21 protein-coding genes and 3 pseudogenes are annotated in these 25,975 nt (G+C 73.7%); 7 read left to right on the top strand and 17 right to left on the bottom strand.

Going from position 1 to position 25,975, the window contains the following annotated elements; translation table 11 throughout:
* Positions 1-278: 278 nt before the first annotated feature.
* From AB852_RS01410 to pdhA, 10 genes and pseudogenes are all read right to left on the bottom strand, one after another.
* Positions 279-815, bottom strand: coding sequence for a bacterial proteasome activator family protein (locus AB852_RS01410; protein WP_073782756.1), 537 nt, complete (start codon positions 813-815; stop codon positions 279-281).
* A 47-nt stretch (positions 816-862) separates the two neighbouring features.
* Entirely contained in the window at positions 863-1,432 is a 570-nt protein-coding gene (locus AB852_RS01405; RefSeq protein WP_073782754.1) for a PadR family transcriptional regulator, read from the bottom strand.
* A 64-nt stretch (positions 1,433-1,496) separates the two neighbouring features.
* Positions 1,497-2,303 (bottom strand): hypothetical protein, encoded by an 807-nt coding sequence (locus AB852_RS01400; protein WP_143201161.1) that lies wholly within the window; start codon positions 2,301-2,303, stop codon positions 1,497-1,499.
* Positions 2,304-2,831: 528 nt separating this feature from the next.
* Positions 2,832-3,809: an NAD(P)H-quinone oxidoreductase gene (locus AB852_RS01395; protein ID WP_073782750.1), complete on the bottom strand. Its 978-nt coding sequence runs from the start codon at positions 3,807-3,809 to the stop codon at positions 2,832-2,834.
* A gap of 59 nt (positions 3,810-3,868) precedes the next feature.
* Complete coding sequence (locus tag AB852_RS01390) at positions 3,869-4,975, bottom strand: potassium channel family protein (protein ID WP_073782748.1); 1,107 nt, start codon at positions 4,973-4,975, stop codon at positions 3,869-3,871.
* A pseudogene (locus AB852_RS38300) lies at positions 4,963-6,243 on the bottom strand (molybdopterin molybdotransferase MoeA); the annotation flags it as partial. The pseudogene AB852_RS38300 and the gene AB852_RS01390, both read right to left, overlap by 13 nt.
* A 713-nt stretch (positions 6,244-6,956) precedes the next feature.
* A pseudogene (locus AB852_RS01380) lies at positions 6,957-7,838 on the bottom strand (NTP transferase domain-containing protein); the annotation flags it as partial.
* A gap of 94 nt (positions 7,839-7,932) precedes the next feature.
* Complete coding sequence (locus tag AB852_RS01375; protein ID WP_073782746.1) at positions 7,933-9,471, bottom strand: dihydrolipoamide acetyltransferase family protein; 1,539 nt, start codon at positions 9,469-9,471, stop codon at positions 7,933-7,935.
* On the bottom strand, positions 9,471-10,478 hold the full coding sequence (locus tag AB852_RS01370) for an alpha-ketoacid dehydrogenase subunit beta (RefSeq protein ID WP_073782744.1): 1,008 nt from the start codon (positions 10,476-10,478) through the stop codon (positions 9,471-9,473). The genes AB852_RS01375 and AB852_RS01370 overlap by 1 nt, the downstream gene beginning before the upstream one ends.
* Entirely contained in the window at positions 10,475-11,614 is a 1,140-nt protein-coding gene (pdhA, locus tag AB852_RS01365; RefSeq protein ID WP_073782742.1) for a pyruvate dehydrogenase (acetyl-transferring) E1 component subunit alpha, read from the bottom strand. Before pdhA ends, AB852_RS01370 begins: the two co-directional genes overlap by 4 nt.
* 324 nt (positions 11,615-11,938) lie before the next feature.
* Between pdhA and AB852_RS01360 the strand changes: the two genes are divergently transcribed.
* Positions 11,939-12,421: an Lrp/AsnC family transcriptional regulator gene (locus AB852_RS01360; RefSeq protein WP_079184375.1), complete on the top strand. Its 483-nt coding sequence runs from the start codon at positions 11,939-11,941 to the stop codon at positions 12,419-12,421.
* 151 nt (positions 12,422-12,572) lie between these two features.
* Here AB852_RS01360 and AB852_RS01355 read toward each other — a convergent pair whose 3' ends face one another.
* Together AB852_RS01355 and AB852_RS01350 are read right to left on the bottom strand one after the other, a co-directional pair.
* A complete protein-coding gene (locus AB852_RS01355) occupies positions 12,573-13,163 on the bottom strand; it encodes a TetR/AcrR family transcriptional regulator (protein WP_073782738.1) in 591 nt (196 codons plus the stop codon).
* Positions 13,160-14,674 carry a 3-hydroxyacyl-CoA dehydrogenase gene (locus tag AB852_RS01350; RefSeq protein WP_073782735.1) on the bottom strand — a complete coding sequence of 505 codons (1,515 nt, stop codon included), beginning with the start codon at positions 14,672-14,674 and terminating at the stop codon, positions 13,160-13,162. The genes AB852_RS01355 and AB852_RS01350 overlap by 4 nt, the downstream gene beginning before the upstream one ends.
* Before the next feature lie 149 nt (positions 14,675-14,823).
* Between AB852_RS01350 and paaN the strand changes: the two genes are divergently transcribed.
* The gene (gene paaN / locus AB852_RS01345) at positions 14,824-16,515 is read left to right on the top strand and encodes a phenylacetic acid degradation protein PaaN (RefSeq protein WP_073782733.1); all 1,692 of its coding nucleotides are present in this window, start codon (positions 14,824-14,826) and stop codon (positions 16,513-16,515) included.
* A gap of 12 nt (positions 16,516-16,527) precedes the next feature.
* Here the strand turns inward: paaN and AB852_RS01340 are convergent, their stop codons facing one another.
* The 3 genes from AB852_RS01340 to AB852_RS01330 form a co-directional block, all read right to left on the bottom strand.
* Complete coding sequence (locus tag AB852_RS01340) at positions 16,528-17,325, bottom strand: TrmH family RNA methyltransferase (RefSeq protein ID WP_073782731.1); 798 nt, start codon at positions 17,323-17,325, stop codon at positions 16,528-16,530.
* 90 nt (positions 17,326-17,415) lie between these two features.
* On the bottom strand, positions 17,416-18,675 hold the full coding sequence (locus AB852_RS01335; protein WP_073782729.1) for an HTTM domain-containing protein: 1,260 nt from the start codon (positions 18,673-18,675) through the stop codon (positions 17,416-17,418).
* Positions 18,672-19,940 carry a DUF5819 family protein gene (locus tag AB852_RS01330; protein WP_178390920.1) on the bottom strand — a complete coding sequence of 423 codons (1,269 nt, stop codon included), beginning with the start codon at positions 19,938-19,940 and terminating at the stop codon, positions 18,672-18,674. Before AB852_RS01330 ends, AB852_RS01335 begins: the two co-directional genes overlap by 4 nt.
* Before the next feature lie 521 nt (positions 19,941-20,461).
* On the opposite strand from AB852_RS01330, the gene paaA reads away from it, so the two are divergent.
* The 5 genes from paaA to AB852_RS01305 are packed head-to-tail and all read left to right on the top strand — an operon-like array spanning position 20,462 to position 24,309.
* Complete coding sequence (gene paaA, locus AB852_RS01325; protein WP_079184219.1) at positions 20,462-21,598, top strand: 1,2-phenylacetyl-CoA epoxidase subunit PaaA; 1,137 nt, start codon at positions 20,462-20,464, stop codon at positions 21,596-21,598.
* Positions 21,595-21,885 (top strand): 1,2-phenylacetyl-CoA epoxidase subunit PaaB, encoded by a 291-nt coding sequence (gene paaB / locus AB852_RS01320; RefSeq protein WP_073782727.1) that lies wholly within the window; start codon positions 21,595-21,597, stop codon positions 21,883-21,885. The genes paaA and paaB overlap by 4 nt, the downstream gene beginning before the upstream one ends.
* Positions 21,882-22,640 (top strand): 1,2-phenylacetyl-CoA epoxidase subunit PaaC, encoded by a 759-nt coding sequence (paaC, locus tag AB852_RS01315; RefSeq protein WP_073782725.1) that lies wholly within the window; start codon positions 21,882-21,884, stop codon positions 22,638-22,640. Before paaB ends, paaC begins: the two co-directional genes overlap by 4 nt.
* On the top strand, positions 22,634-23,251 hold the full coding sequence (paaD, locus tag AB852_RS01310) for a 1,2-phenylacetyl-CoA epoxidase subunit PaaD (protein ID WP_079184218.1): 618 nt from the start codon (positions 22,634-22,636) through the stop codon (positions 23,249-23,251). The genes paaC and paaD overlap by 7 nt, the downstream gene beginning before the upstream one ends.
* Positions 23,251-24,309: a 2Fe-2S iron-sulfur cluster-binding protein gene (locus AB852_RS01305; protein ID WP_073782722.1), complete on the top strand. Its 1,059-nt coding sequence runs from the start codon at positions 23,251-23,253 to the stop codon at positions 24,307-24,309. The genes paaD and AB852_RS01305 overlap by 1 nt, the downstream gene beginning before the upstream one ends.
* 152 nt (positions 24,310-24,461) lie before the next feature.
* Here the strand turns inward: AB852_RS01305 and AB852_RS01300 are convergent, their stop codons facing one another.
* Both AB852_RS01300 and AB852_RS01295 read right to left on the bottom strand, forming a co-directional pair.
* Positions 24,462-24,791, bottom strand: a complete 330-nt coding sequence (locus AB852_RS01300) for a rhodanese-like domain-containing protein (RefSeq protein WP_073782720.1) — start codon at positions 24,789-24,791, stop codon at positions 24,462-24,464.
* 211 nt (positions 24,792-25,002) lie between these two features.
* A pseudogene (locus AB852_RS01295) lies at positions 25,003-25,872 on the bottom strand (J domain-containing protein); the annotation flags it as partial.
* Positions 25,873-25,975: the final 103 nt, after the last annotated feature.

Raw genomic sequence — 25,975 nt, 5'->3', positions numbered from 1 at the left:
AGGAAAAAGTACGCCCAGGAACGACAACCCAGGGGCGCGGGGAACTGCGCACCCACGTCCGTACCCGCACAGGGACAAGTAGGGGACAGGTGGAACCCCAGGGGCGCGCGGAACCGCGCGAAACCCACGCCCGTACCCGCGCAGCGACAAGCACCGCGTAGCGACAACCACGGGGACCGGGGGGGAACTACGGGGACCGGGGGGAACCCCGGGGCGCGGGAGGCCCAGAGCATAGGGCCCTCCCGGGGGCTCAGACGCTTCGGGGAGGGCCCGGCGGATCAGAGGTACGGGCCACCCGTACGGCCACCCGGGTGAACCTGCTCATCGTCGCCCCCGACACCCGGCGGAAGCGCCCGCCGCATCTGCTCCAGCTGCGCCCGCGCCGCCATCTGCTGCGCGAACAACGTGGTCTGGATGCCGTGGAACAGCCCCTCCAGCCACCCCACGAGCTGCGCCTGCGCGATCCGCAGCTCCGCGTCGCTCGGTGTCGCCTCGTCCGTGAACGGCAGCGACAGCCGCTCCAGCTCGTCCACCAGCTCCGGCGCGAGACCGTCCTCCAGCTCCTTGACCGAGCTGGAGTGGATCTCCTTGAGGCGCTGACGGCTCGCCTCGTCGAGAGGTGCCGCCCGCACCTCCTCCAGAAGCTGCTTGATCATGCTGCCGATGCGCATGACCTTGGCGGGCTGTTCCACCATCTCCGTCACCGGCACCTCGCGGAAGTCCTCGTCTCCTCCGCCGCCCAGTGCCATTCCGTCCTGGCCCACGACCAGGACCTGGGGGCTGTCGGGCGACCGTTCGTTCCTCGGCATCTCCATGGGCCCATTGTCTCGCACCCGGGCGCCCGGCGGAGTGGTGCCCCCGATCATTCATGATCCACCCCCCGGCCGGCGGGTCCGCCCCGGCCGGCCGTCCCCCGCAGCCGGGACTCGCAGTGGTCCAGCCAGCGGGCCTCCGCCTCCGCGCGGAACACCTGCTGCTCCAGGAGCAGCAGCCGTGCCACCTCGTCGGGACGGGTGGGCCGCGACGCGAGGACCGCGAACCACCGCTCGTTGTGATCGCGCAGCGCCCGCGCCACATGACGCCGCTGGGCGTCGATCACCGCCCCCACGTCGACCACGGAGGTCTCCATGGCCATCGCCAGTTTGATGGCCAGCTCGTCCCGGGCCGGGCTCACCCGGTCCACCGGCCGTCCGAACCAGTCCGCCAGCTCCGCGCGGCCCTCGTCGGTCAGCGCGTACAGGGTGCGGCCCGCGTCGTCCGTACCGCTCTGGACGACCAGCCCGTCCCGTTCCAGCCTGCCGAGGGTCGTGTACACCTGCCCTACGTTCAGCGGCCAGGTCGTGCCCGTCCGCGCCTCGAACTCCGAACGCAGACGCGAGCCGTAGCGCGGTCCCCGGTCGAGGAGGGCGAGCAGGCCGTGGCGTATCGACATAGTCGGAAGAGATACCGGCCCCGGGGGCGGGGCGCCAGAGGCTTCCCCGCCGCCGTGGCGCCCGTCACAGGGCGCGCAGCCGCCAGCCCATGTACCCGAGGCCGAGGCCGACCAGGACCAGTCCGGTGCCCAGCGGAAGGATGCCGAGGGGGGTGCCGTAGGAGCGGGACGGCGCCGGGGGCGCGTCGTCCGCCGCGTGGTCGACGGTCCCGGGGACGGCGGCCTCGTCGTCCTGCGTGTCCGGTTCCGGCGCGGTGTCCGGCGTCCACATCGGCAGCGGCCGGCCGGGGCGGTCGGGCAGCGGCTCCCGGGGCACGTGCGGGGGACGCGAGGTCCGGGGCGACGGCGACGTACGGGGTTCGGCGCTCTCGCGGGGGCCGGTGCGGCGCTCGGGGCGTCCGGGCCGGGGCCGTCCCTCACCCGGTTTGCTCCCGGCCCGTGACTCACCGGGCCACGGCACCTCGATCCGGATGCCGGGCGGCGCGGGCGCCGGTACGGCCGGGACAGGGGCGACGGGTACGGGGGTGACCGGGACCGGGGTGACCGGCGCGGGGCCGGTCGGCGGATGTCCGGGCGGCGAGGTGCCGGACGGCGGGCGGCCCGTGGCGGTCGGTGCCGGGTGGACCGGGGCGGTACCGCGTGGTGGCCCCGGGGTGCCGGACGGGTGCCCGGCGCTGACCGGCTGGAACGGCTGGGCGGGCCGGGGCGGTGCGGGGGAGTGCGCGCCGGGCGCCGTGGACGGCCTGCCCGGCAGGGCCGCCGCCGCCACCGGCAGCAGGACCACCTGGCCCGTCAGTGCCAGACCGAGGAGCAGCCGCGCGGCTCCGGTGCCGCACACCCAAGAACCCACGGTGACCGCCCTCCAGGCCATGCCCCCAGACCATCGTGACAAGCCTCACACACCCCCCGAACCCAAGCACCCCGAACACCCCCAAAAGAACCCCACCCACGCCCCCCGGCCCCGGCCCCGAGCCCTCTCGCCGCCCGAGTCCTCCGGCTCCCGGCTCCCGGCTCCCGGCTCCCGGTGAGGCAACTCGCACCCGCGTGACGACCCCAGCCAGGCAGGGCGCCCCCAAAGGGGCGCGGGGAACTGCGCAAAACCACGGACGACCCGCACCCGCGTGCCCGCCGCAACCGGGCAGAGGGCCCCGAAGGGGCGCGGGGAACCGCGCACCCCCGGACGCCCCGCACAGGAACAGGCGGGCCCAGGTGGCAAAACCCCAGCGGCGCGAGCGAAGGCGCCCCGCACAGGAACAAGCGGGCCCAGGTGGCAAAACCCCAGCGGCGCGAGCGAAGGCGCCCCACGAGCCGAGAACCGCGATCGCCGGACGGTCGGACCGCCGGACGGACAGACCCGCCGAACAGTCGGACCGGACGAACCGTCACACCCGCCGGACGGTCACACCGTCAACAGCACCTTCCCCACATGTCCGCCCTCCTCCAGCACCGAATGCCCCACCCCCGCGTCCCACATCGGCACCGCGCGGTCGACGACCACCCGCACCCGCCCCGCCGCGACCAACGGCCACACATGCTCCCGCACGGCCGCCACGATCGCCGCCTTCTCGTCCGCGGGCCGCCCCCGCAGGGAGGTCGCCGACACCGTGCCCCGCTTCACCAGCAGCGCCCCGATGTTCAGCTCCGCCTTGGCCCCGCCCTGCAATCCGATGACGACCAGCCGCCCGTTCATGGCCAGCGCCCGTACGTTCCGGTCGAGGTACGACGCCCCGATGATGTCGAGGATCACGTCCGCGCCCGCGCCGCCCGTCGCCCTGCGGACCTCCTCCACGAAGTCCTGTTCACGGTGGTCGACCAGGATGTCCGCGCCCAGCTCGGCACAGCGCTCCAGCCGTTCCCGGCTGCCCGCGGTGACAGCGACCGTCGCACCCACCGCCTTGGCCAGCTGGATCGCCATCGTGCCGATCCCGCTGGCCCCGCCATGGATCAGCACGGTCTCCGCGGGCCGCAGCCCCGCGCACATGAACAGGTTGGACCACACCGTGCACGCCACCTCGGGCAGCGCGGCGGCCTCCACCAGGGAGACCCCCTCGGGCCGGGGCAGCAACTGCCCGACGGGCACCGCGACCTGCTCCGCGTAGCCGCCGCCCGAGAGCAGCGCGCACACCTCGTCACCGACGGACCAGCCCACGACCCCGGGGCCGAGCGCGGCGATCCGGCCCGAACACTCAAGGCCGGGATAGGGGGACGCGCCGGGCGGCGGATCGTAGCGGCCCTGACGCTGGAGCAGATCGGCGCGGTTGACGGCGGAGGCGACCACCTCGACCAGGACCTCGCCCTCCCCCGGTACGGGATCGGGCACCTCGTCCCAGTTCAGTACCTCGGGTCCGCCCGCCTCGGCAATGGTGATCGCACGCATGCGGCGAGGCTACTCCGCCGACCGCGCCGGGCCGGTACGTGGCGCCCGGCGGAACCCGGTCATTCCCGGGGGAGTTGTCGCGTGTCAGGGGCCGAAGCGCTGCGCGGCGAGGCGCGCACGATGGTGATCAGACGGTCCGTCGACTGGAGTTTCCCGATCGCGGGATCGTCGTAGCCGAGCACCCGGTGCCCCCGCACCACGCTCACCACCAGATCCCCGGTCTCCCGGGCGCCCAAGCCCACCTCGGCCTTTATGACCGGTCGTTCCACGATGTCGAGGCCCGTGCCCTGCTGGATCAGATCCTCCATCACCATGCCCGCGCTGGGGCTCAGCACGGAGAGCCCGAGCAGCCGTCCGGCCGCGCTGGCACTGGTGATCACGGAGTCGGCGCCGGACTGCCGCAGCAGCGGCGCGTTCTCCTCCTCACGAACCGCGGCGACGATCTTCGCCGCCCGGTTGAGCTGGCGCGCGGTGAGAGCCACCAGGACGGCCGTGTCGTCGCGCTGGGTGGCGATGATGATCTGCCGTGCCTTCTGGACCTCGGCCCTCAGCAGCACATCGCTGCGGGTGGCGTCCCCGATCACCCCGACGAACCCCTCGGCGGTCGCCGCCTCGATGACCTTGCCGCTGGGGTCGACGATCACGACCTGGTCCTTCTTCAGCCCGGTCGCGCAGACCGTCTGGATCGCGGAACGCCCCTTGGTGCCGAAGCCCACGACGACGGTGTGATCACGCAAGTTGGACCTCCAGCGGTTCAGGCGCCATTCCTCCCTGGTGCGCTCGGTGAGCACTTCCAGGGTCGTACCGACCAGGATGATCAGGAACACCACACGCAGTGGGGTGACGACAAGGATGTTGATGAGCCGTGCGCCATCGCTCACGGGCGTGATGTCACCGTAGCCCGTGGTGGAGAGCGTGACTGTGGCGTAGTAGAACGCGTCGAGCAGGTCGACGGAGTCGTCGGAGTTGTCTCCGTAGCCCTCACGGTCGAAGTACACGATGAACGCCGTTCCGACGAGGACGAGCAGCGCCATCAGCAGCCGCTTGGCGACCTGCCACAGCGGACGCTCGACGACGCGTTTGGGCAGCTTGACCCGCCCGGTGACCAGATGTTCGTCGGCCTGACGGGCGATCGCGTCATGGCCCGGAAGTTTCACGTGGAACACACCCCAACGGCGGAAAGTGACCAGGGTAGGTCGAGAATCTCCAGTTCGTGCCCGGCCCGGACCCCACCGGGCGGCACCACCGCGATCGCGTCGGCGGCGGCGATCCCCCGCAGCATCGCCGGTCCGCTGTAGCGCAGCGGTACGGCCTCGTCGGCGCGCAGGGACACGGGGACGAGCCGGGTGTCGGACGGGTGCCCGGTGACCGCGTCCCGTACGGGTGCCGTGCACGTCTCCGGTGCGGGACGTCCGGCCAGGGCGCGGATCAGCGGTTCGGCGAGCGTCAGCAGACCGGAGACCGCGGCGAGCGGATTGCCGGGCAGCCCGACGAGGTACCTGGGGTGCCGTCCGCCGGTGAGCCGGGCCAGCAGCATGGGGTGACCGGGGCGCACCCGCACCCCGTCCACCAGGAGTTCGGCACCGAGCCGGTCGAGGGTGGGCCGCACATGGTCGGCGGGGCCCGCGGCGGTGCCTCCGGTGCTGATGATCAGGTCGGCCGTGGACGCGGTCAGCGCGTCGTGGAGCGTGGCGGCGTCGTCGCGGAGATGGCGGACGGCCGTCACCTCGACGCCGAGCGCGTGCAGCCAGGGGGGCAGCAGCGGGCCGAGCGCGTCGCGGATGAGCCCGTCGTGCGGCAGGCCCTCGTCGAGCAGTTCGTCACCGAGGACGAGGATGTCCGCGGTGGGTCGCGGGACGACGGTCAGCGTGTCGTAGCCCGCGGCGGCGGCGAGGCCCACCACGGCGGGGGTCACCAGGGTCGCGGCGGGCATCAGCAGATCGCCCTCGCGGCACTCCTGGCCCCGCGCACGGATGTCCTGGCCGGGCTGGACCTCGCGCGACGGATACAGCTGACCGTGGCGGTCGGCGTGGGCGTGTTCCGTCCTGACCACGGCGGTGGCGTCCTTGGGGACCCGGGCACCGGTCGCGATCCGTACCGCCTCGCCGTCGGTGAGCGGCGAGGGCGTGGTCCCGGCGGTCCCGGCGAGGACCCCCGCGCCCGTCTCGCGGACGGTCCAGGGGGCGGGACCCGAGACCGCCCAGCCGTCCATGGCCGAGGTGTCGAACGACGGAAGGTCCGTCAGCGCGGTGAGCGGGTGCGCGAGGGCCACTCCCGTGGCGGCGTGCAGCGGGGCGCGCACCGCGGGTCTCGTACGCCGCTCCGCCGCACCGGCCGCGGCGGCACGGTCCCGAGCGACGGTCCAGGGGACGTGGCCGGGGTGTTGATCGGGGTGCTGCTGGTCGGGGTGCCGCTGGTCGAGCTGCCCCTGGTCCGGGCGCTGCTGATCGAGATGTCGCTGGTCGGGGTGCTGCTGATCGGGGAGCTGCTGATTCGGGTGCGGCTGATCCGGGTGCCGGCGGCCGGTGTGTTGGGCGGGTGCCTGCGCGGGGTGTCGGGCGGGTCGCCGCGGGCCGGAGTGCGGTGGGGCGGGGGCCTCGGTGCTGACCGGTCCGGTGTCGGTGCCGGTCGGGGCCTTGTCAGCGCTGACCTGGCCCGTGTCGGCGCTGACCGGTCCGGTGTCGGCGAAGGCCGTGTCGGTGTCCGGGGCCGTGTCGGTGTCCGGGTCGACCCGCCCTGCGTCGGCCGTGGCCGGACCCGTCGCGCTGGATTCCTCCGTGCCGCCGCCGGGGCCGGGCGATGCGGGAGGCGGGTCGGGCGGGGTTTCCGGGGCGCCGGGGCCCTGTCCCGTGTGGTGCGCCGGGGCCGGTCTCCCGTCCGTCGTGCCCGTCGTGCCCGCCGTTCGCCGGGGGGTTTCGGTGACGGCTTCGTAGAGGGCCAGATGGTCGTCAGGATGCGGGCCGGTCATGGGGCATCGGGCCGGGGCGCGGCGGAGTCGGTACCGGGAGCGGGAGCGGGGTCCGAGGCGGGGTCCGGGCCCGGGGCGGGGTCCGTCGGCCGCGTCCGTGCCGTCGGGTCCGTCGGCGCTCCGGGCCCCGGGGTTGCGGTCGGGTCCGTCGGTGCCTCGGGCCCCGGGGGTTCGGCCGGGTCCGTGGGTGCCCGGGGTCCCGGGGGTTGGGCCGGGTCCGGTTGTTCCGTGGCCCAGCGGGTGGCCAGGTCCGTCGCGCGGCGGGCCGCCGAGGCCACCGCCTCGGGGTCACCGCCCGCGCGGGCCGCCGCGTAGCCCACGAGGAACGTCGTCAGGGGCGCGGCGGGGCGGGCGACCCCGTGCGCGGCGTCCCGGGCGAGGTCCAGCAGCAGCGCGGTGTCGACGTCGAGGTCGATGCCCAGCTCGTCCTTGACCGCGGTCATCCATTCGTCCAGCACATGCCCATGCTCCCTGATCCGGGCGCGGGCCGTCGCGATGTCCTGCCAGGTGTCGCAGTCGAAGGAGGCGAGGGGGTCGGGGAGCCGGACCACGCGGAGGGCCGCGATCAGGGGGCGCAGCGGCAGACCGGCCGGGCCGCCGTGCTCCCTGATCCGCGCGGCGAGCGCGTCGCGCAGCGGGCGGGTGCGGTAGGCGGCGACCAGTGGCTGGTCACGGCCGTGCGCGTCGGTGAGCAGGACGGCGTCGGCGTCGGGGACGGCGTTCAGCGCGGCGGGCAGACCGCGTACCGACCGGCGGTCGAGGAACGGCAGGTCGGCCGAGAGGACGACGGTCACGGGGGCGGTGACGTGCCGCAGTCCGGCGTCGAGGGCGGCGAGGGGGCCGCCGCCGGGCGGGTCCTCCCGGGCCCACCGCACAGGTCGGACGGTGGGCCGTGGCGCGGCGACGACGACGGTCGACGCGGCGTCGGCGCAGGCCGTGAGGACACGGTCGAGCAGCGTGCGGCCACCCACCCGTATCCCCGGCTTGTCCGCCCCGTCGAGGCGCCGGGCGGCACCTCCGGCGAGGACCACGGCGTCGTACGCGCCGTCATTCGCGGTCATCCCCCGAGTATGGGCGCTGAGTGGATCAGCGCCGCCCCGGGGGCCGTCGTGGTGGTCGGCCGGCGCTCAGGGGGAGGCGGCCCAGGGGTGCGGGTCAGAGGGTGCGCAGCAGCACCGCCGGTTGTTCCACGCAGTCCGCGACGTACCGCAGGAAGCCGCCCGCGACCCCGCCGTCGCACACCCGGTGGTCGAAGGTCAGGGTCAGCTCGACGACCTGGCGGACCGCGAGCTCTCCTTCGTGGACCCAGGGCCTCGGGATGATCCGGCCGACGCCGAGCATGGCGGCCTCGGGGTGGTTGATGATCGGGGTGGAGCCGTCGACACCGAAGACGCCGTAGTTGTTGAGCGTGAAGGTGCCGCCGGTGAGTTCCGCGGGGGTGAGGCGGCCTTCGCGGGCCGCGTCGGTGAGCCGGGCGAACTCGGCGGACAGCGACTCGGCGTCGCGGGTATGGGCGTCCTTGACGACGGGCACCACCAGACCGCGCGGGGTCTGGGCCGCGAATCCGACGTGCAGGGCGTCGAACCGGACGATCTCCCGGGCCGCCGTGTCGACCGTGGAGTTCAGCTCGGGGTACCGCTTGAGGCCCGCGGCGCAGATCCGGGCGAGGAGCGCGAGGAGCGAGATCCGCGGGCCGGTCCCGGCGTTCATCGCGGTCCGCGCGCGCATCAGCTCGGTGGCGTCGGCGTCGACCCAGACGGTCGCCTCGGGTATCTCCCGGCGGCTGCGGGCCAGCTTGTCGGCGACGGCGCCCCGTACACCCTTCAGCGGGGTACGGACGACGCCGCCCGCGGGGACGGACCGGTCGGCCGGGGAGCTCTCCGCCGACGGGCGGGGGGCCGGGGTCGTGGCGTGGTCCTGGCCGGGCACGGCACGCGGGCGTGTGCGCGCGGCGTGGGCCGCGTACTCCACGTCGGCGCGCAGTATCAGGCCGTCGGGGCCCGATCCGGCCAGCTCCGCGAGGTCGATGCCGTGCTCCCGGGCGAGCCTGCGCACGAGCGGCGAGATCACGGGGACGGGGCCGTCCCCCCGCGCGGGTGCCGTGCCGGGCGCGGCCGGGGTGTCCCGTCCGGCGGACACGGACACGGGGATGCCGACGGGGGCGGGCCCAGGAGTCCCGGGGGCCCCGGTGGCCGGGGCGGTGCGCGGCACGGTGGCGGTCGGCCTGGCGGGGCCGACCCGGCGGCGCCGGGCGGGCGCCGCGGCGGTGCCGTATCCGACGAGTACGTTGCCCGAGGCGCCGTCGGCCTCCCGGGCGGCCCCGTTCGTGGCGGAGCCGTTCGCGGCAGGTCCGCTCGGGGCGGCGTCGTTCGCGGCGGCGGGGTCCGCCGTGCCGGACGGGGCCGGGGTGGCCGTCTCCAAGGCGTCCGGCACCTCGTCGGGGCTCAGCGCGCCGACCGCCACGGTGATCAGCGGCGCGCCCACGGGCAGTTCCGTGCCCTCCTCGCCGAAGCGGGCGGTGACCACCCCGCCGTACGGGCAGGGCACCTCGACCATCGCCTTCGCCGTCTCCACCTCGACCACCGGCTGGTCGACGGCGACGACGTCGCCGACCTCCACCAGCCAGTGGACGATCTCCGCCTCGGTGAGTCCCTCCCCGAGATCGGGCAGCTTGAATTCCAGCACCTGTGCCATCAGCTATCCGCCTCCCACTGAAGCCGGGCCACGGCGTCCAGGATCCGGTCGACGCCCGGAAGGTGGTGCCTTTCGAGCATCGGCGGCGGATACGGGATGTCGAACCCGGCCACGCGCAGTACTGGAGCCTCAAGGTAATGGAAACAGCGCTCGGTGACCCGGGCGGCGATCTCGCCACCCGGTCCGCCGAAACCGCCCGCCTCGTGGACGACGACGGCGCGGCCGGTCCTGCGCACCGAGGCGCAGACGGTCTCGTCGTCGAAAGGCACCAGCGAGCGCAGATCCACCACCTCCAGGTCCCACCCTTCGGCCGTCGCCGCCTCGGCCGCCTCCAGGCAGACGGGGACGGACGGCCCGTACGTCAGAAGCGTGGCGCTGCGGCCTGTCCGCCGCACCACCGCGCGTCCGATGGGTTCAACGGACAGCGGGTGGTCCGGGTTCCAGTCGGCCTTCGACCAGTACAGCCGCTTCGGTTCGAGGAAGACCACGGGGTCGTCGGAGGCGATGGCCGCGCGCAGCAGCCCGTAGGCGTCGGCGACGGTCGCCGGGGTGACGACATGCAGACCGGGTGTGGCCAGGTAGTAGGCCTCGGAGGAGTCGCTGTGGTGCTCGACCCCGCCGATGCCGCCGCCGTAGGGCACGCGCACGGTGATCGGCAGGGGCATGGCGCCCCTGGTGCGGTTGCGCATCCGGGCCACATGGGAGACGAGCTGCTCGAAGGCGGGGTAGGCGAACGCGTCGAACTGCATCTCCACGACGGGCCGCAGCCCGTACATGGCCATGCCGACGGCCGCGCCGAGGATGCCGGCCTCCGCGAGCGGGGTGTCCGCGCAGCGCTCGTCGCCGAACTCCGCGGCGAGCCCGTCGGTGATCCGGAAGACCCCGCCGAGGGTGCCGACGTCCTCGCCCATGACATGCACGGCCGGGTCGTCGGCCATGGCGTCCCGCAGGGCGCGGCCGAGGGCCTGGGCCATGGTCGCGGGTTTGGCGGCGACGGTGGTGCTCATCGGGGCGTTCCTTCCGGCCGGTCCTCGGCTGCCGCGGCGATCTCGGCGCGCAGCTGTGCTTCCTGTTCGCGCAGCTGGGGGGTCGGCTCGGCGTAGACGTGGGCGAAGAGGTCCATGGGGTCGAGCGGGGCGTCCTGGTTCATCCGGGCGCGCAGGTCGGCGGCCATGGTCTCGGCGTCCGCCCGGACGGCTTCCAGGGTGTCCGCGTCGAGGAGACCGCGGGCGGTCAGCTCGGCCTCGACGAGGGCGACGGGGTCGTGGGCGCGCCAGGCGTCGCCGTCGGTGGGGGCGCGGTAGCGGCCCGCGTCGTCGGCGTTGGTGTGGGCCTCGACGCGGTAGGTGAGGGCTTCGACGAGGGTGGGTCCGCCGCCCGCGCGTGCGTGGCGGACGGCTTCGGTGAGCACCTCGTGGACGGCGAGGGCGTCGTTGCCGTCGACCAGCCGGCCGCGCATGCCGTAGCCGACGGCCTTGTGGGCGAGGGAGGGGGCGGCGGTCTGCTTGTCGAGCGGGACGGAGATCGCGAAGCCGTTGTTCTGGACGAGGAAGACGACGGGGCTGCGCCAGACGGCGGCGAAGTTCAGCGCCTCGTGGAAGTCGCCCTCACTGGTGCCGCCGTCGCCGACCATGGCCAGCGCGACCACGTCGTCGCCCTTGAGCCGGGCCGCGTGGGCGAGGCCGACGGCGTGCGGGAGCTGGGTGGCGAGGGGGGTGCTGAGCGGGGCGACACGGTGCTCGTAGGGGTCGTAGCCGGTGTGCCAGTCGCCGCGCAGCAGGGTCAGCGTCTCGACGGGGTCGACGCCCCGGGCGATCACGGCGAGGGTGTCGCGGTAGCTGGGGAACAGCCAGTCGCGCTCCTCCAGGGCGAACGCGGCGCCGATCTCGCACGCCTCCTGCCCGGTGCTCGACGGGTACACGGCGAGCCGGCCCTGCTTGGTGAGCGCGGTGGCCTGGGTGTTGTAGCGGCGGCCGCGGACCAGCGCGGTGTGCAGGCGCCGCAGCAGCTCCGGGTCCGCCTCACGGGCCGCGGGGGTGCCGAGGACGCGGTACGGCTCCGCGTCGGGCAGCAGCGGGGCGGGATCGGTACGCGGGGTCCAGGCGGGGGGCGGGGTGGGCGTGTATGCCCCGCGCTGCTCCATCACCGGTGTGCTGTGCCTCTTCACGCGTGCACCTCCTCGTCGAAACGGTCTCCTCGTGGGAGCGGTGGAGGCGGCGACGGGGGTGCCACGCCTCACCTACCGATTGTTCGGTCGTCGGCACAATCTGGCTACAGGCACCGCCAGGCTGTGGACAAACGGTTCTCCACATCCTGGGATAGGCGCAGTACGTCCATGGTAGGGAGGCCGGGGGACATGGCATCTGAACGAATGGCCGACGGGGCCGGGGCACAGGGCCGGGGCGGGCCGGAGGACGACGGCCGCCCGGAGCCTGGCGATCCGGCCCGGGACGAGTCCCTGGGACTCATGGCCCGGGGCCCGGCCGGACCCTCCGCGCTGCCGCCCCGGCCGCTGGACGCCATCGACCGGGACATCCTCCAGATCCTCCAGACCGACGGCCGTGCGTCGATACGCTCGGTCGCCGAACGGGTCCATGTGTCGCGGGCGAACGCGTACGCGCGGATCAACCGTCTGGTCGAGGACGGTGTCATCCGGGGGTTCGGCGCCCGTATCGACCATGAGCGGGCCGGGCAGGGCGCTTCGGCCTACATCACCCTGAAGATCGTCCAGAACTCGTGGCGCACGGTCCGCGAGCAGTTGCGGGCACTGCCGGGCGCCGCGCACATCGCCCTGGTCAGCGGGGACTTCGACGTACTGCTGCTGGTGCACTCCCCGGACAACCGGGCCCTGCGCGAACTGGTCCTGACCCGGCTCCAGGCGATCCCTGAGGTGCTGAGCACCCGCACCCTGCTGGTCTTCGAGGAGGACCATCTGTACCCCGAGCCGTGACGGCCCCGGGGCGGGGTCCACGCGCGCGGGTGCACTTCGGCACGGAGTGACGCGGGCAGCGTGCACGCGCGCGGGGCGACGTTGGGCGGGATGGCGTCGGGTGAGGGCGGCGGGGTGACGTACGACGGTCGTGGGTCGGCCCCGCCGGGGGTCAGGGTTGGCGGCGCAGGCCCTCGAAGACGAGGCGGACCACGGCGTCCACGACCTCCCGGTCACCGCTGCCCCGGCTGTCGGGGCGGTACCACTCCACGATCGAGTTGATCATCCCGAAGACCAGCCGGGTGGCCAGCCGGACCTCGATGTCCCCGCGCACCTCGCCGTCGGCCGCCGCGGCCTTCAGCAGATCGGAGACCCGGTGGTCGAAGTCCCGGCGGCGCTCCAGCGCCCAGCGCTCGGTGTCGGTGTTGCCGCGCACCCGCAGCAGCAGCGTCACATAGGGCAGTTCGCCTATCAGCACCTCGACCATGCGCCGGGTGACGTACTCCAGTCGCTCCACGGCGCGTCCCACGCGCGCGGGTTCCTCGTCGAGGATGCCGAAGAGGCCGTCCAGGGCCCGGCTGACGGCCCGTCTCAGCAGTTCCTCCTTGCTGGTCACATGGTGGTAGATGGACGACTTGGAGATGCCCGCGGCCTTGGACAGATGCTCCATGGAGGTGCCGTCGTAGCCGCGTTCGTTGAAGACGGTGACCGCCACGGCGAGCAGGGACTCAGGGGTGTACGTGTCGCGCTTCGGGGCGGTCATGAGGCGGGCTCCCGCTTCTCGGAGGCGTAGGCGTGGCGGTAGAGCGCCAGCGAGGGGGCGTAGCGGCCCGAGGGGTCACGCAGATGCAGATCGTCCAGCAGGGAGTGCGCCCAGCTCCGGCCGAGCCTGCGGCTCCACGCGAACGGGCCCAGCGGGTAGTTGACGCCGAGCCGCATCGCGGTGTCGATGTCCTCCTCGGTGGCGACGCCCTTGGCGACGGCGTCCATGGCCAGGTCGATCAGCCGGGCCACGGTCCGCGCGACGATCATCCCCGGGACGTCCCCGATGAGGCTCACGTCCTTGCCGAGCGCCTGGAACAGCCCGGTGGCCTCCTTCAGGGTGCGTGCGGAGGTGTCCTGGGAGGCGGACAGGGCGATCCGGGTGGCGGCCCGGTAGTCGAGGGCGAGATCGAAGTACACGACGTCCCGGAACTCCACCGACGTCTGGCCGTCGGCCAGCGCGAGCTGACCGCCGCCGGGCAGCAGCAGCCGGGTGCCGTGGTCCTCCTCCTCCTCGCGCACGGGGATGCCCGCCTCGCGGATCAGGTCCAGCAGCGCCCCGGCCGGGCCGAGATCGCCCTCGGCGACGACATGGGCGGGCACGGGCGCGGGGTCGGCGGTGTGCGGTTCGGGCTGTTCGGCGTCGTCCCCGTACGCGTACCAGCCGCGGCCGGCCTTGCGGCCGAGCATCCCGGACTCGACGAGCCGCCGCTGGGCCAGCGACGGGGTGAACCGCACATCGTGGAAGAACGCCTCCCACACCGAGCGGGTGACCGCCTCGTTGACGTCCTGGCCGATGAGGTCGGTGAGTTCGAACGCGCCCATCCGGAACCCGCCGCACTCGCGCAGCACGGCGTCGATGGTGGCCGGGTCGGCGCCCTGGTACTCGTGCACCGCGAACGCCTCGGCGTAGAAGGGGCGCGCGATGCGGTTGACGATGAACCCGGGGGTGTCCGCGCAGGCGACCGGGGTCTTGCCCCAGGCCATGGCCGTCTCGTACGCGCGCGTGGCCGACGAGAAGTCCGTGGCGAAACCGGAGACCACCTCGACCAGCGGCAGCAGCGGCGCCGGGTTGAAGAAGTGCAGCCCCACACAGCGGCCCGGGTGCCGCAGCGCCCCGGCGATGGCGGTCACGGACAGGGACGAGGTGTTGGTGGCGAGCAGACAGTCGTCGTCGACGATGTCCTCCAGGTCGCGCAGCAGCCGCTGCTTGACCTCCAGCCGCTCCAGGACGGCCTCGATCACCAGGCCGGACCCGGCGAGCGCCGAGAGCGTGGTGACGGGCTCCAGCCGGGCGCGGGCCGCGTCCCGCTCGGCGGCGTCGAGGCGGCCCTTGTCGACCAGCCGGTCGAGCCGGGCGCCGATCGCGTCGGCGGCCGACGCGGCGCGCCCGGGTTCGGCGTCGAGGAGCCGTACGGGGTGACCGGCGGTCAACGCGACCTGGGCGATGCCCTGGCCCATGGTGCCGGCACCCACCACGGCCACCGGGCTGCTGAGGTCGATTGCTGTCATGCTCGCAGATCCTCCCGCACGGGGTTTTCCACAGGTTCGGCGGACCCCCTTGTCCCGACCGATCGTTCGGTTACTCTAGCTCTGTCCGCCTGTTCCTGCCCAGCTCGTCGGCTCAGTCAGCAGCCGTCCCGAGGAGGAGTTGGTCCCCCATGGCCGCCGAACCCACCGCGCACCCGCTGGTAGCGAAGCACCGCCAGCTGCTCGACCAGGCCCTTGAGGCGATCGGTACCCGCGCGTACTGGTCCCCGCACCCCGAGCACCCCAAGGCGTACGGGGAGAACGGCAGCCTCGGCCCCGCCGAGGGCAAGGCCGCGTTCGACGCCGTCGCCGGGACCCGGCTCGACCTCGGCCAGCCCGGCACCGACGACTGGGTCGGCGGCGAGCGCTCGCCGTACGGCCCCGAGCTGGGCGTCGAGTACCCGCACCCCGACCCGGACGTCCTGCTCCCGGCCATGCGCGCGGGCCTGCCCGCCTGGCGCGCGGCCGGGCCGGAGCTGCGCGCCGCGGTCTGCCTGGAGGTCCTGGCCCGGATCAACGCCCGGACCCATGAGTTCGCGCACGCCGTCATGCACACCAGCGGCCAGGCGTTCATGATGGCGTTCCAGGCGGGCGGCCCCCACGCCCAGGACCGCGGTCTGGAGGCCGTCGCCTACGCGTACGCCGAGCAGGTCCGCACCCCCGCGTCCGCCGGGTGGACCAAGCCCCAGGGCAAGCGCGACCCGCTGGAGCTGACCAAGCGGTTCACCCCCGTGGGCCGCGGCGTCGCCCTGGTCGTCGGCTGCAACACCTTCCCCACGTGGAACGGCTACCCGGGCCTGTTCGCCTCGCTCGCCACCGGCAACGCCGTCCTCGTCAAGCCCCATCCGCGCGCGGTGCTCCCGCTGGCCCTCACCGTCCAGGTGGCCCGCGCGGTCCTCGGTGACGCCGGCTTCGACCCCGACCTCGTGGCCCTGGCCGCCGAACGCCCCGGCGAGGGCCTCGCGAAGACCCTCGCGCTGCGCCCCGAGGTCCGGATCATCGACTACACCGGCTCCACGGAGTTCGGTGACTGGCTGGAGGACAACGCCCGCCAGGCGCAGGTGTACACCGAGAAGGCGGGCGTCAACACCGTCGTCGTCGACTCCACCGACGACTACAAGGGCATGCTCGCCAACCTGGCCTTCTCGCTCTCCCTGTACAGCGGCCAGATGTGCACCACCCCGCAGAACCTGCTCATCCCCCGCGACGGCATCACCACCGACGCGGGCCCGCGCACGTACGACGAGTTCGTGGCCGACCTGGCGGCGGCGGTGAGCGGTCTCCTCGGCGACGACGCCCGTGCGAACGGCCTGCTGGGCGCCCTGGTCAACCCCGGGGTGAAGGCCCGGCTCGACGCCGCCCCGGACCTCGGCGAGGTCGCCCTCGCCTCCCGCGCGGTCAGCAACCCGGAGTACCCGGAGGCCGTGGTCCGCACCCCCGCCGTCGTCAAGCTGGACGGCACCAAGGCGGACGACGGGGCCGCGTACCTCGGCGAGTGCTTCGGCCCGGTCTCCTTCGCCGTCTCCATGGACTCCACCGCCGACTCCGTGGAGCTGCTGCGCCGGACGATCCGGGAGAAGGGCGCGATGACCGTCGGGGCGTACACGACGTCCGAGGAGGTGGCACGGGCCGTCGAGGAGGTCTGTCTGGACGAGCCCGCCCAGCTGTCGCTCAACCTCACCGGCGGGGTCTATCTCAACCAGACCGCGGCCTTCTCCGACTTCCACGGCTCGGGCGGCAACCCGGCGGCGAACGCCACCCTGTGCGACGGGGCCTTCGTCGCGGGCCGCTTCCGTGTGGTGGAGGTCCGCGGCACGGTGTGACGGGAAGCGCGCCTACACCGCCGGGCCGTGGCCGGTGGACCAGTGGAAGAGGGTCATCGCGACACTCGTCGCCAGGTTGTAGCTGGAGACCCGGGGGTTCATCGGCAGCGACACCAGCTGGTCGGCGCGCTCGCGCACCGGAGCGGACAGTCCGGTGCGTTCGGAGCCGAAGGCGAGGATCGCGTCGTCGGGGAGGGTGAGGCCGCGGATGTCCTCGCCCTCCGCGTCGAGGGCGTACAGCGGCCCCGGGGGAAGCTGTCCGGCGTCCTCGACGCGCTCCACCACCGTCGCGAAGTGCAGCCCGGCGCCCCCGCGTACGACCGTGGGGTGCCAGGGGTCGAGCGTCCCGGTGGTGATCACCCCGGTGATCCCGAAGCCCGCCGCGAGCCGGATCACGGCCCCGGCGTTGCCCAGGTTGCGCGGCTGGTCGAGAACGACGACGGGGCGGGTCCGCGGGACACGGGACAGCGCGGCGAGCCCCTCCGCACGGGACGGACGCGAGCCGAGCGCGGCGACAGCGGTGGGATGCAGCCGAGGCACCAGCGCGCGCAGGGTGTCGGCCGGGACCTCCACGAGCAGGGCGTCCAGCGCGGCCCGTACATCGGGCGCGAGGTCGTCCGCGAGGGCGAGGACGGCGGCCCGGTCGCTGGTCAGGGCGACGGGGACCGCCGCGCCGAACCGCAGGGCGTGCTTCACCGCGTGGAACCCGTCGAGCAGCACGGCGTCCGAGGCGAGACCCCGCCACGCCCGGACGGCGCCGTCGGGGTCACGGCCGTCGCCGGGGTGGGGAGGGGTTCCGCTCGCGTTCATGCCGGTCAGCCTACGTGCGGTCCGGGACCGGACAGTCGTGCTTCGGAGACGTACGGTCGGGGCCCGGCCGGGACCCCGGCCCGGCCCGCCTCAGCCCTTGGCGGCGCCGCCCACGCTCGGCTCGGCCTCCCGCGGTCCCGGAGCGTCGGAGGACGGCTCCCCGGCACGCTGCCCCGGCAGTCTCACGGCCTTGGGCACCCGGCCGGCGAACGCCTTGGTGACCCGCACCCGCGCGCGCTCCGCCCGACGGCCGACCCGCCGCAGGAACGACGTCGGCAGGAAGACGGCGTCTGCCGCGATCATCGCCAGCGAGAAGAACGGCAGCCCCAGGGTGACCGCGATGACGCTGTGCTCGACGATCATGATCGCGAGAAGGACGTTCTTGACGCGCCGGTTGAACAGTGTGAAGGGGAACGCGACCTGCACGATGACGGTCCCGTAGGTGACGATCATGATGAAGGTGCCGTACTGCGTCATCAGGTCGGACAGCGCGGGCCACGGCGAGAAGTAGTCCAGATGCAGCGGGTAGTAGACCGCCGTACCGTCCTGCCAGCGACTGCCCTGGACCTTGTACCAGCCGGCCGTGGCGTAGATCAGACACGCCTCCGCCATGATGATCAGCAGCCCGGCGTTATGGGCGATGTTGGCGACGACGTCGAGCAGCCGCCGGTTCGCGTTGCCGGAGCCGCCACGGCTGCGGTTCGCGGCCCACCACAGGGCCTGGACGACCCACAGGCTCCAGAAGACCAGCAGCCAGCCCCAGGTGCCCTTGCCGCTGAACGTGACGGCCGACAGGACGACGCCCAGGGTCCACCACAGGACGGGCCCGACCACGTCCTCCGAGACCCGCACCCCGCGCGCGTGGGCAGCGGCCCGGCGGCGTTCCCTGCGGGCGTCCAGCGACCACACCTGACCGCAGCGGGTGAGGACCAGGTACATCGCCATCAGATGGATGACGTTGTCGCCGCCGTCGCCCATGAAGACACTGCGGTTCTGGAGGGACAGCACGCCGATCATGAACAGCACGGACATGGTCCGGGTGCGCCAGCCGAGCATCAGCAGGGCGCTGGACAGCAGGGCGATCCCGTAGACGATCTCGAACCAGAGCACGCTGTCGGACCACATCAGCACCGTGAAGGCGCCGTTGTCGGCGATGAGCTGACGGGCCATGTCCCAGTTCCACGGACCGTCCGGACCGTAGAGCTCATGGCGGTGCGGCAGTTCGCGCAGCAGGAAGAACAGCCAGGTCGCGGCGAAGCCGATACGGATGATCGCGCTCTGGTAGGGGCCCAGGGCACTGCCCGTGACCCGGTCGACGCCACGCGCGAAGGTACTGGCGAATCGCCTCACCGGGACCCCGCCTCCGTCCGGCCGTCACCCGCGCGCGGGTCGCCCGCCGCGTCGAGGGGCTTGTCGTCCTCGTCCACCAGCCACCAGGGGAGCTGCCGGAACGTGGGTTTGCGGTCGGCGCTCTCACCGCTCCAGGGCGGCGGCGCCACATTGGTGGTGACGGAGCGCATCTGGATCCGCTCGATCGTCCCGTCCCGCTCGTCGGGCCGCTCCGCGCGCAGACGTTCCAGCCGCATCACGGCGATCCGGCGGACATAGCGCTCGGAGAGCGCGCCGCGCAGCCCGGTGGCGCGGTTCTCGTTGTCGTGCGAGTTGCTGAAGAAGTCCCACGCGCGGCGCAGTTCGTTCTGCTGGGTGTGGCTCGGCAGCAGATTGCCGTCGATGGCCTCCCCGTCCAGCGCGGACAGGTCGTACCACCCGGTGACGAACGTGTCCCCGCCCTTGTCCCGCAACTGGGCGCGGACCTGGACGGCGACGTTCTGTTGCAACGGGTTCGGCGCGAACAGCTTCCAGTTCTGCTCGAACTCCGGGTACACCCAGTCGTCTATGGCCTCGCTGTGCTGCTTGGTCAGCGTGTTGGACGGCGCGACATGCAGGAAGACGATCGCGAGATGGGTACCGGCGGCGACGGCGATCAGCGCGAGCGCGAGGGCCGCGACGATCTGCTGCCCGAACGGCAGCCCCGCTATGCCCGCGCGGGGCGGGGCGGCGGGGGCGGCGGGCCCGCCGGGGGTGCCCGGCCCGCCGGGGGTGCCCGATGCGGTGTGGGTGCCCGGTGCGGCGGTGGGCCAGGTGCGGTTGTCGGGGGCCGGGGTGCCCGCGGGGGGCCAGGCGGCACCCGGAGGCCAGGCGGCACCGGCGGGTGGGGTGCCACCAGGTGGAGGCCAGGCGGCACCGGGGAGCGGGGCGCCGGGGTCGTTGGCCGTGGGGCCGTCGGAGCCCGGTACGGGGCCCGGTACGGGGCCCACCAGGCCCGGGATGGGGGTGGGGACCGGGCCCAGCACCGGACCGGGGGCCGGGCTGCGGCGCTGACCGGGGACGGGGCGGGGGCGGGGAGGACCGGGGTCGGCGTCTGCGTCGGCATCGACGTCGGTGTCGGTGCCAGCGCCAGGGCCGGCGTCGGCATCAGGGCCGGAACCGGGGCCGGGGCCGGAGCCAGGAACCGGATCGGGGTCCGGGGTGTCCGCGCGGGCCGCGGGGGCTTCGGACGCGGCCGGGGCTTGCGCCAGGGCGTCCGCCAGGTCACCGGCGGGTGTCTTCGACACCGGGCCGGCCGATCCGTCGGCCGACCCGTCAACCGGCTCGCGGACCGGCTCAGGGACCGACCCGTCGGCCGGGGCGTCGAGCGGGCCGGGAGGGGGCGCGGACCGGGGTTCGTGGGCCCCGTCCTCCTCACGCGCACCCCGTGCGCCCCGCGCCTCACCGTCGTACGAGTTCATACCGCCCCGCTTCCGCTTCCGGTCCGATGCCGCGCCGCCCCGCCGCTCTCGCTTCGGCACGCTACTCAGGGCCGCCCGCCCGGCACAGCGTCATGGGGTTATCCACAGGGTTGACACCCTACGGGGCGGGGTCTCACCATTGAATCCGACGAACCGAACGATCGGTCGGTACACTGATCGGGAGCGGCCCGCACCGGACCGGGGCGGGCCGGAAGCCGATCGGGGGCGGACCGAAGCCGATCGCGCCGTGGACCACGGGCGCATCGGGGCGAAGCGGGACCAAGTCAGGCCGAATCAAGATCGAGCAGAGCCGGATCAGGGCCGGATCGGGATCGAAGGGGACGGGCATGGCGACAGCAGCGGCGCGACAGGCGGCCGGTACGGCACCGGAGGGCGCCGCCGAGGCGGTGCACACAGCCGCTTTGGAGGCGGTGTTCGACGCGGCGGTGGCGGCCGACGAGCGGATCGAGCCACGTGACTGGATGCCGGACGCCTACCGGGCGACGCTGGTCCGGCAGATCGCCCAGCACGCCCATTCCGAGATCATCGGTATGCAGCCCGAGGCCAACTGGATCACCCGCGCCCCCTCGCTGCGGCGCAAGGCCATCCTGATGGCCAAGGTGCAGGACGAGGCCGGGCACGGTCTGTATCTCTACGGCGCCGCGGAAACCCTCGGAGCCAGCCGGGACGACCTCCTGGACAAGCTGCACACCGGCCGCCAGAAGTACTCCTCGATCTTCAACTACCCCACCCTGACCTGGGCCGATGTCGGCGCGATCGGCTGGCTGGTGGACGGCGCCGCGATCACCAACCAGGTCCCGCTCTGCCGCTGCTCCTACGGCCCGTACGCCCGCGCGATGGTCCGCGTCTGCAAGGAGGAGTCGTTCCATCAGCGCCAGGGGTACGAGCTGCTGCTCGCCCTCAGCCGGGGCACCGACGCACAGCATGCGATGGCCCAGGACGCGATCGACCGCTGGTGGTGGCCGTCCCTGATGATGTTCGGCCCGCCGGACGGTGAGTCACCGCATTCGGCGCAGTCGACGGCGTGGAAGATCAAGCGGCACTCGAACGACGAGCTGCGACAGCGCTTCGTGGACATCTGCGTCCCCCAGGCCGAGTCCCTGGGCCTCGCTCTCCCGGACCCTGACCTGCGGTGGAACGAGGAGCGGGGGCACCACGACTTCGGCGCCATCGACTGGACGGAGTTCTGGGAGGTGCTGAAGGGGAACGGCCCCTGCAACGACGAGCGGATCTCCCGGCGCCGCCGCGCCCATGAGGAGGGCGCCTGGGTCCGGGAAGCGGCGGCAGCCCACGCGCGCAAACACACCCCCGGCGCCGCCGCAGGCGGCCACCCGCCCGCCACGGACGCCACGCACCCCACGGACCCCACGGACCCCACGACATCAGCGGAATCAGCGGACGGCACGGCACCGTCGGGCGCTCCGGCCCCGGCACCGGCCGGGAGCGGGAAGGCGACGGCATGAGCGACACGACGGACTGGCCGCTGTGGGAGGTCTTCGTACGCTCCCGGCGCGGCCTGTCGCACACCCACGCGGGAAGCCTGCACGCCCCGGACGCCGCGATGGCCCTGCGCAACGCCCGGGACCTGTACACCCGGCGCGGCGAAGGCGTCTCGCTGTGGGTCGTCCCCTCCACCGCGATCACCGCCTCGTCGCCCGACGAGAAGGACCCGTTCTTCGAACCGGCGGCCGACAAGGCGTACCGGCACCCGACGTTCTACGAGATCCCGGAAGGGGTGAAGCACCTGTGACGCGCACCGTCCCGCCCACGCCGACCGCCCTCCCCACCACGCGTCCCACCGCGCACCCCGCCGCGCTGCCCCTCGGTGACGACGCCCTCGTGCTCTCGCACCGGCTGGGCGAGTGGGCGGGCAACGCCCCGGTGCTGGAGGAGGAGGTCGCCCTGGCGAACATCGCCCTGGACCTGCTCGGCCAGGCCCGGATACTGCTGTCGATGGCCGGTGACGAGGACGAACTGGCGTACCTCCGCGAGGAACGCGCCTTCCGCAACCTCCAGTTGGTCGAGCAGCCGAACGGCGACTTCGCCCACACCATCGCCCGTCAGCTCTACTTCTCCACGTACCAGCGGCTGCTGCACGAGGCGCTGGCCGCCGGTGACACGCCCTTCGCACCACTCGCGGCGAAGGCCGTCAAGGAAGTGGCGTACCACCAGGACCACGCCGAGCAGTGGACCCTGCGCCTCGGCGACGGCACGCGGGAGAGCCGGGCGCGGATGAGCCGGGCGACCGAGGCCCTGTGGCGGTACACCGGTGAGATGTTCCAGCCGCTCGACGGCCTCGACCTGGACTGGGCCGGGATACGGGACGCGTGGACGCGCTCCGTGAGCGGCGTCCTGGAGGCGGCCACCCTCGCCCTGCCCGAGGGCCCGCAGTCCGGTGCGTGGCGCGCGGGCGCGGGCCGGGACGGTCTGCACACCGAGTCGTTCGGCCGGATGCTCGCCGAGATGCAGCATCTGCACCGCAGCCACCCGGGGGCGTCATGGTGACCACCCACAGCGTCCCCGGGGCGGCAAACCCCGCCGCGACGGACGACCGCGGCCAGGAGCCCGGCACGGACACCGCCCTCGAAGCGCGGCTGCGGCGGCTCGCCGGATCGGTGCTCGACCCCGAACTGCCGGTGATCACCCTCGCGGAGCTCGGCGTGCTGCGCGCGGTGCGGCTGCGCGGCCCCGGCCGGGTGGAGGTCGACCTCACCCCCACGTACACCGGCTGCCCCGCCGTCGAGGCCATGTCCCTGGACATCGAGCGCGTGCTGCACGCGCACGGCATACCCGATGTGACGGTCCGTTCGGTGCTCGCCCCCGCCTGGACCACCGACGACATCACCGACGAAGGCCGCCGCAAGCTCCGCGAGTTCGGCATCGCCCCGCCCCGCACCCAGCGCCCCACGGGCCCGGTCGGGATCCGGCTCGGGCCGACCCGGGCGGCGGACCCGTCCGCCGCGGCACCCGCCCCGGCCGCCCTGGAGCCGGTGACCTGCCCGGTCTGCGGATCGGCCGACACCGAACTGCTCAGCAGATTCTCCTCGACGGCGTGCAAGGCCCTGCGCCGCTGTCTTGCCTGCCGGGAGCCCTTCGACCACTTCAAGGAGCTGTGATGGCCCGCTTCCACGCGCTCCGGGTGGCCGCGGTCGACAGGCTCACCGACGACTCCGTCGCCCTCACCTTCGACGTACCGCCGGAGCTGCGCGCCTCCTACCGGCACGCGCCCGGCCAGCATCTGGCCCTGCGCCGCGTCCTGGACGGCACGGAGGTGCGCCGCACGTACTCCATCTGCTCACCCGCGCCGGGTCCCGAGGGGCCCCGGACACTGCGCGTGGGGGTGCGGCTGGTCGACGGCGGCGCCTTCTCGACCTACGCGCTGAAGGACCTCACCGTCGGCGACGAGGTCGATGTGATGCTCCCGGCCGGCCGGTTCACCCTCGACCCCGCGCCCGGACGGTACGCGGCGGTGGTCGGCGGCAGCGGGATCACCCCCGTCCTGTCGATCGCGGGGACCCTGCTGGAGCGCGAGCCCGAGGCCCGGTTCTGTCTGCTGCGCGGTGACCGGACGACGGCGTCGACCATGTTCCTGGAGGAGGTGGCCGACCTCAAGGACCGCTTCCCCGACCGCTTCCAGCTGGTGACGGCGCTGTCCCGCGAGGAGCAGCAGGCGGGCCTCGCCTCCGGTCGGCTGGACCGTGAGCGGCTGACGGCCCTGCTCCCGGCACTGCTTCCGGTGGAGCGGGTGGCGGGCTGGTTCCTGTGCGGGCCGCTGGGGCTGGTGGAGGGCGCCGAGCGGGCGCTGCTCGGCCTCGGGGTGTCGCGGTCCCGTATCCACGAGGAGATCTTCCATGTGGACGCCGCGCCCGCCCCGGCGGACCGCGTGCCCGCTCCCGCGCACAGCTCGGTCACGGCGCGGCTCGACGGACGCGCGGGGACCTGGGCGGTCCAGGACGGCGAGACGCTGCTCGAAGCGGTCCTGCGCAACCGGCCGGACGCCCCGTACGCGTGCAAGGGCGGCGTATGCGGTACATGCCGGGCGTTCCTGGTCTCCGGAGAGGTGCGCATGGACCGCAACTTCGCGCTGGAGCCGGAGGAGACCGGCGCGGGATTCGTCCTGGCGTGCCAGTCCCGTCCGGTGACGGAGGAAGTGGAGCTGGACTTCGACCGCTGACCGTCCGCCGCGGCCCGGGTACGTCCGGGCCGACGCGGGGTCCGTCCCGGTACGCCCCGAGGTGCGTCCCGGTACGCGAGGTCCCGTCCAGGCGACGGGGGGTCCGTTCCCGTAGGCCCGGGGTGCGCCCGGCCGAGCGGGAGGGGGTCAGGTCAGACGACGAAGCCCGGGTTTCCCTTGGGGTCGGTCACGGGACGGCCCTCGGCCTGCCACGCCTCCATGCCCCCGGCGACGTTCGCCGCGTCGATACCCTGCTGCGCGAGGTACATCGTCACCTGGGCGGAGCGACCGCCCGAGCGGCAGATGACATGGACGCGGCCGTCCTGCGGAGCGGCCTCGGTCAGCTCCCCGTAGCGGGCGACGAACTCGCTCATCGGGATGTGCAGGGCGCCTGCCGCGTGGCCCGCCTCCCATTCGTCGTCCTCGCGGACATCGAGCAGGAAGTCACCGTCCGAGAGGTCGGAGACGCCGACCGTGGGCACACCAGATCCGAGATGCATGCCCCCGACGCTACCCGACCTACCCGACCGGGTCCGCCTCGCCGTCCGGGCGCGGGGAGCCACCGGCCGCGGGTCCCGGAGCGGACGGGCCGGGCTCCGGCTGCTTGGGGGTGGGCAGATCGGCCGGGTCCGTGGCCGGGAAGGGGAACGTCGACGGGGCGGGGGCCTCGGGCGCGCGCGCCCCGAGCTGCCTCACGAGCCCGTCCAGCTCGCTCTCGCGTTCACCGACCTGGGTCAGCAGCTGCTCGGCGATCTCGTCCAGCAGGTGGTCCGGGTCCTCGGGCGCCATCCGCAGCATCGCGCCGATCGCGCTCTCCTCCAGTTCCCGCGCCACGACGGTCAGCAGCTCCTTGCGCTGCGACAGCCACTCCAGCCGGGCATACAGCTCCTCGCTGCGGCTGGGCCGCCACTCGGCCGGTACGGGGCCCGCGGCCCACTCCTCGGCCAGCTCCCGCAGCAGGGCCTCGTCGCCCCGGGCGTACGCGGCGTTCACCCGGGTGATGAACTCGTCACGGCGTTCGCGTTCCGCTTCGTCCTGCGCGAGGTCGGGGTGCGCCTTGCGGGCCAGCTCCCGGTACAGCTTGCGGGCCTCCTCGCTGGGCCGGACCCGCTCGGGCGGCCGCACCGGCTGGTCGGTGAGCATCGCGGCGGCCTCGGGGGACAGCCCGTCGGAACTCAGCCAGCCGTGGAACAACTCCTCGACGGCGGGCATCGGCATGACCCGCGCCCACGCCTCGGCCGCGGCACGCTTGTCCTCGGGGTCGCCGCTGAGCTTCGCCCGCGCGTCCGCGATCTGCGCGTCCAGCTCGTCGAGACGGGTGTACATCGGGCCCAGCTTCTGGTGGTGCAGCCGGGAGAAGTTGTCGACCTCGATACGGAACGTCTCGACGGCGATCTCGTACTCGATCAATGCCTGCTCGGCGACGCGGACGGCTCGTTCCAGCCGTTCCTCGGGGCGCGCGGCGGTGGTCTCCGTGCCGGGCTCCCACGCGGCCGCTTCGGTGGGCTGCGCGGTCCTCCCGGACTCGGCGGCTTCGGCGGACTCAGATTCGGGACTCGTCACCCGTCCAGCGTAGGGCCTGCGGCCGCCCGTAGGTTCCTGTACTGGGCGTACTTGTCCCCGTGCGGGTCGCCTTCGCTTGCGCTTGTGAGGTCCGTCCGGGTGG

This window comes from Streptomyces uncialis, assembly GCF_001905345.1.
Taxonomy (GTDB): domain Bacteria; phylum Actinomycetota; class Actinomycetes; order Streptomycetales; family Streptomycetaceae; genus Streptomyces; species Streptomyces uncialis.
The sequence above is the reverse complement of the archived record's forward strand: the minus strand, read 5'-3'. Positions and strand labels throughout refer to the sequence as shown.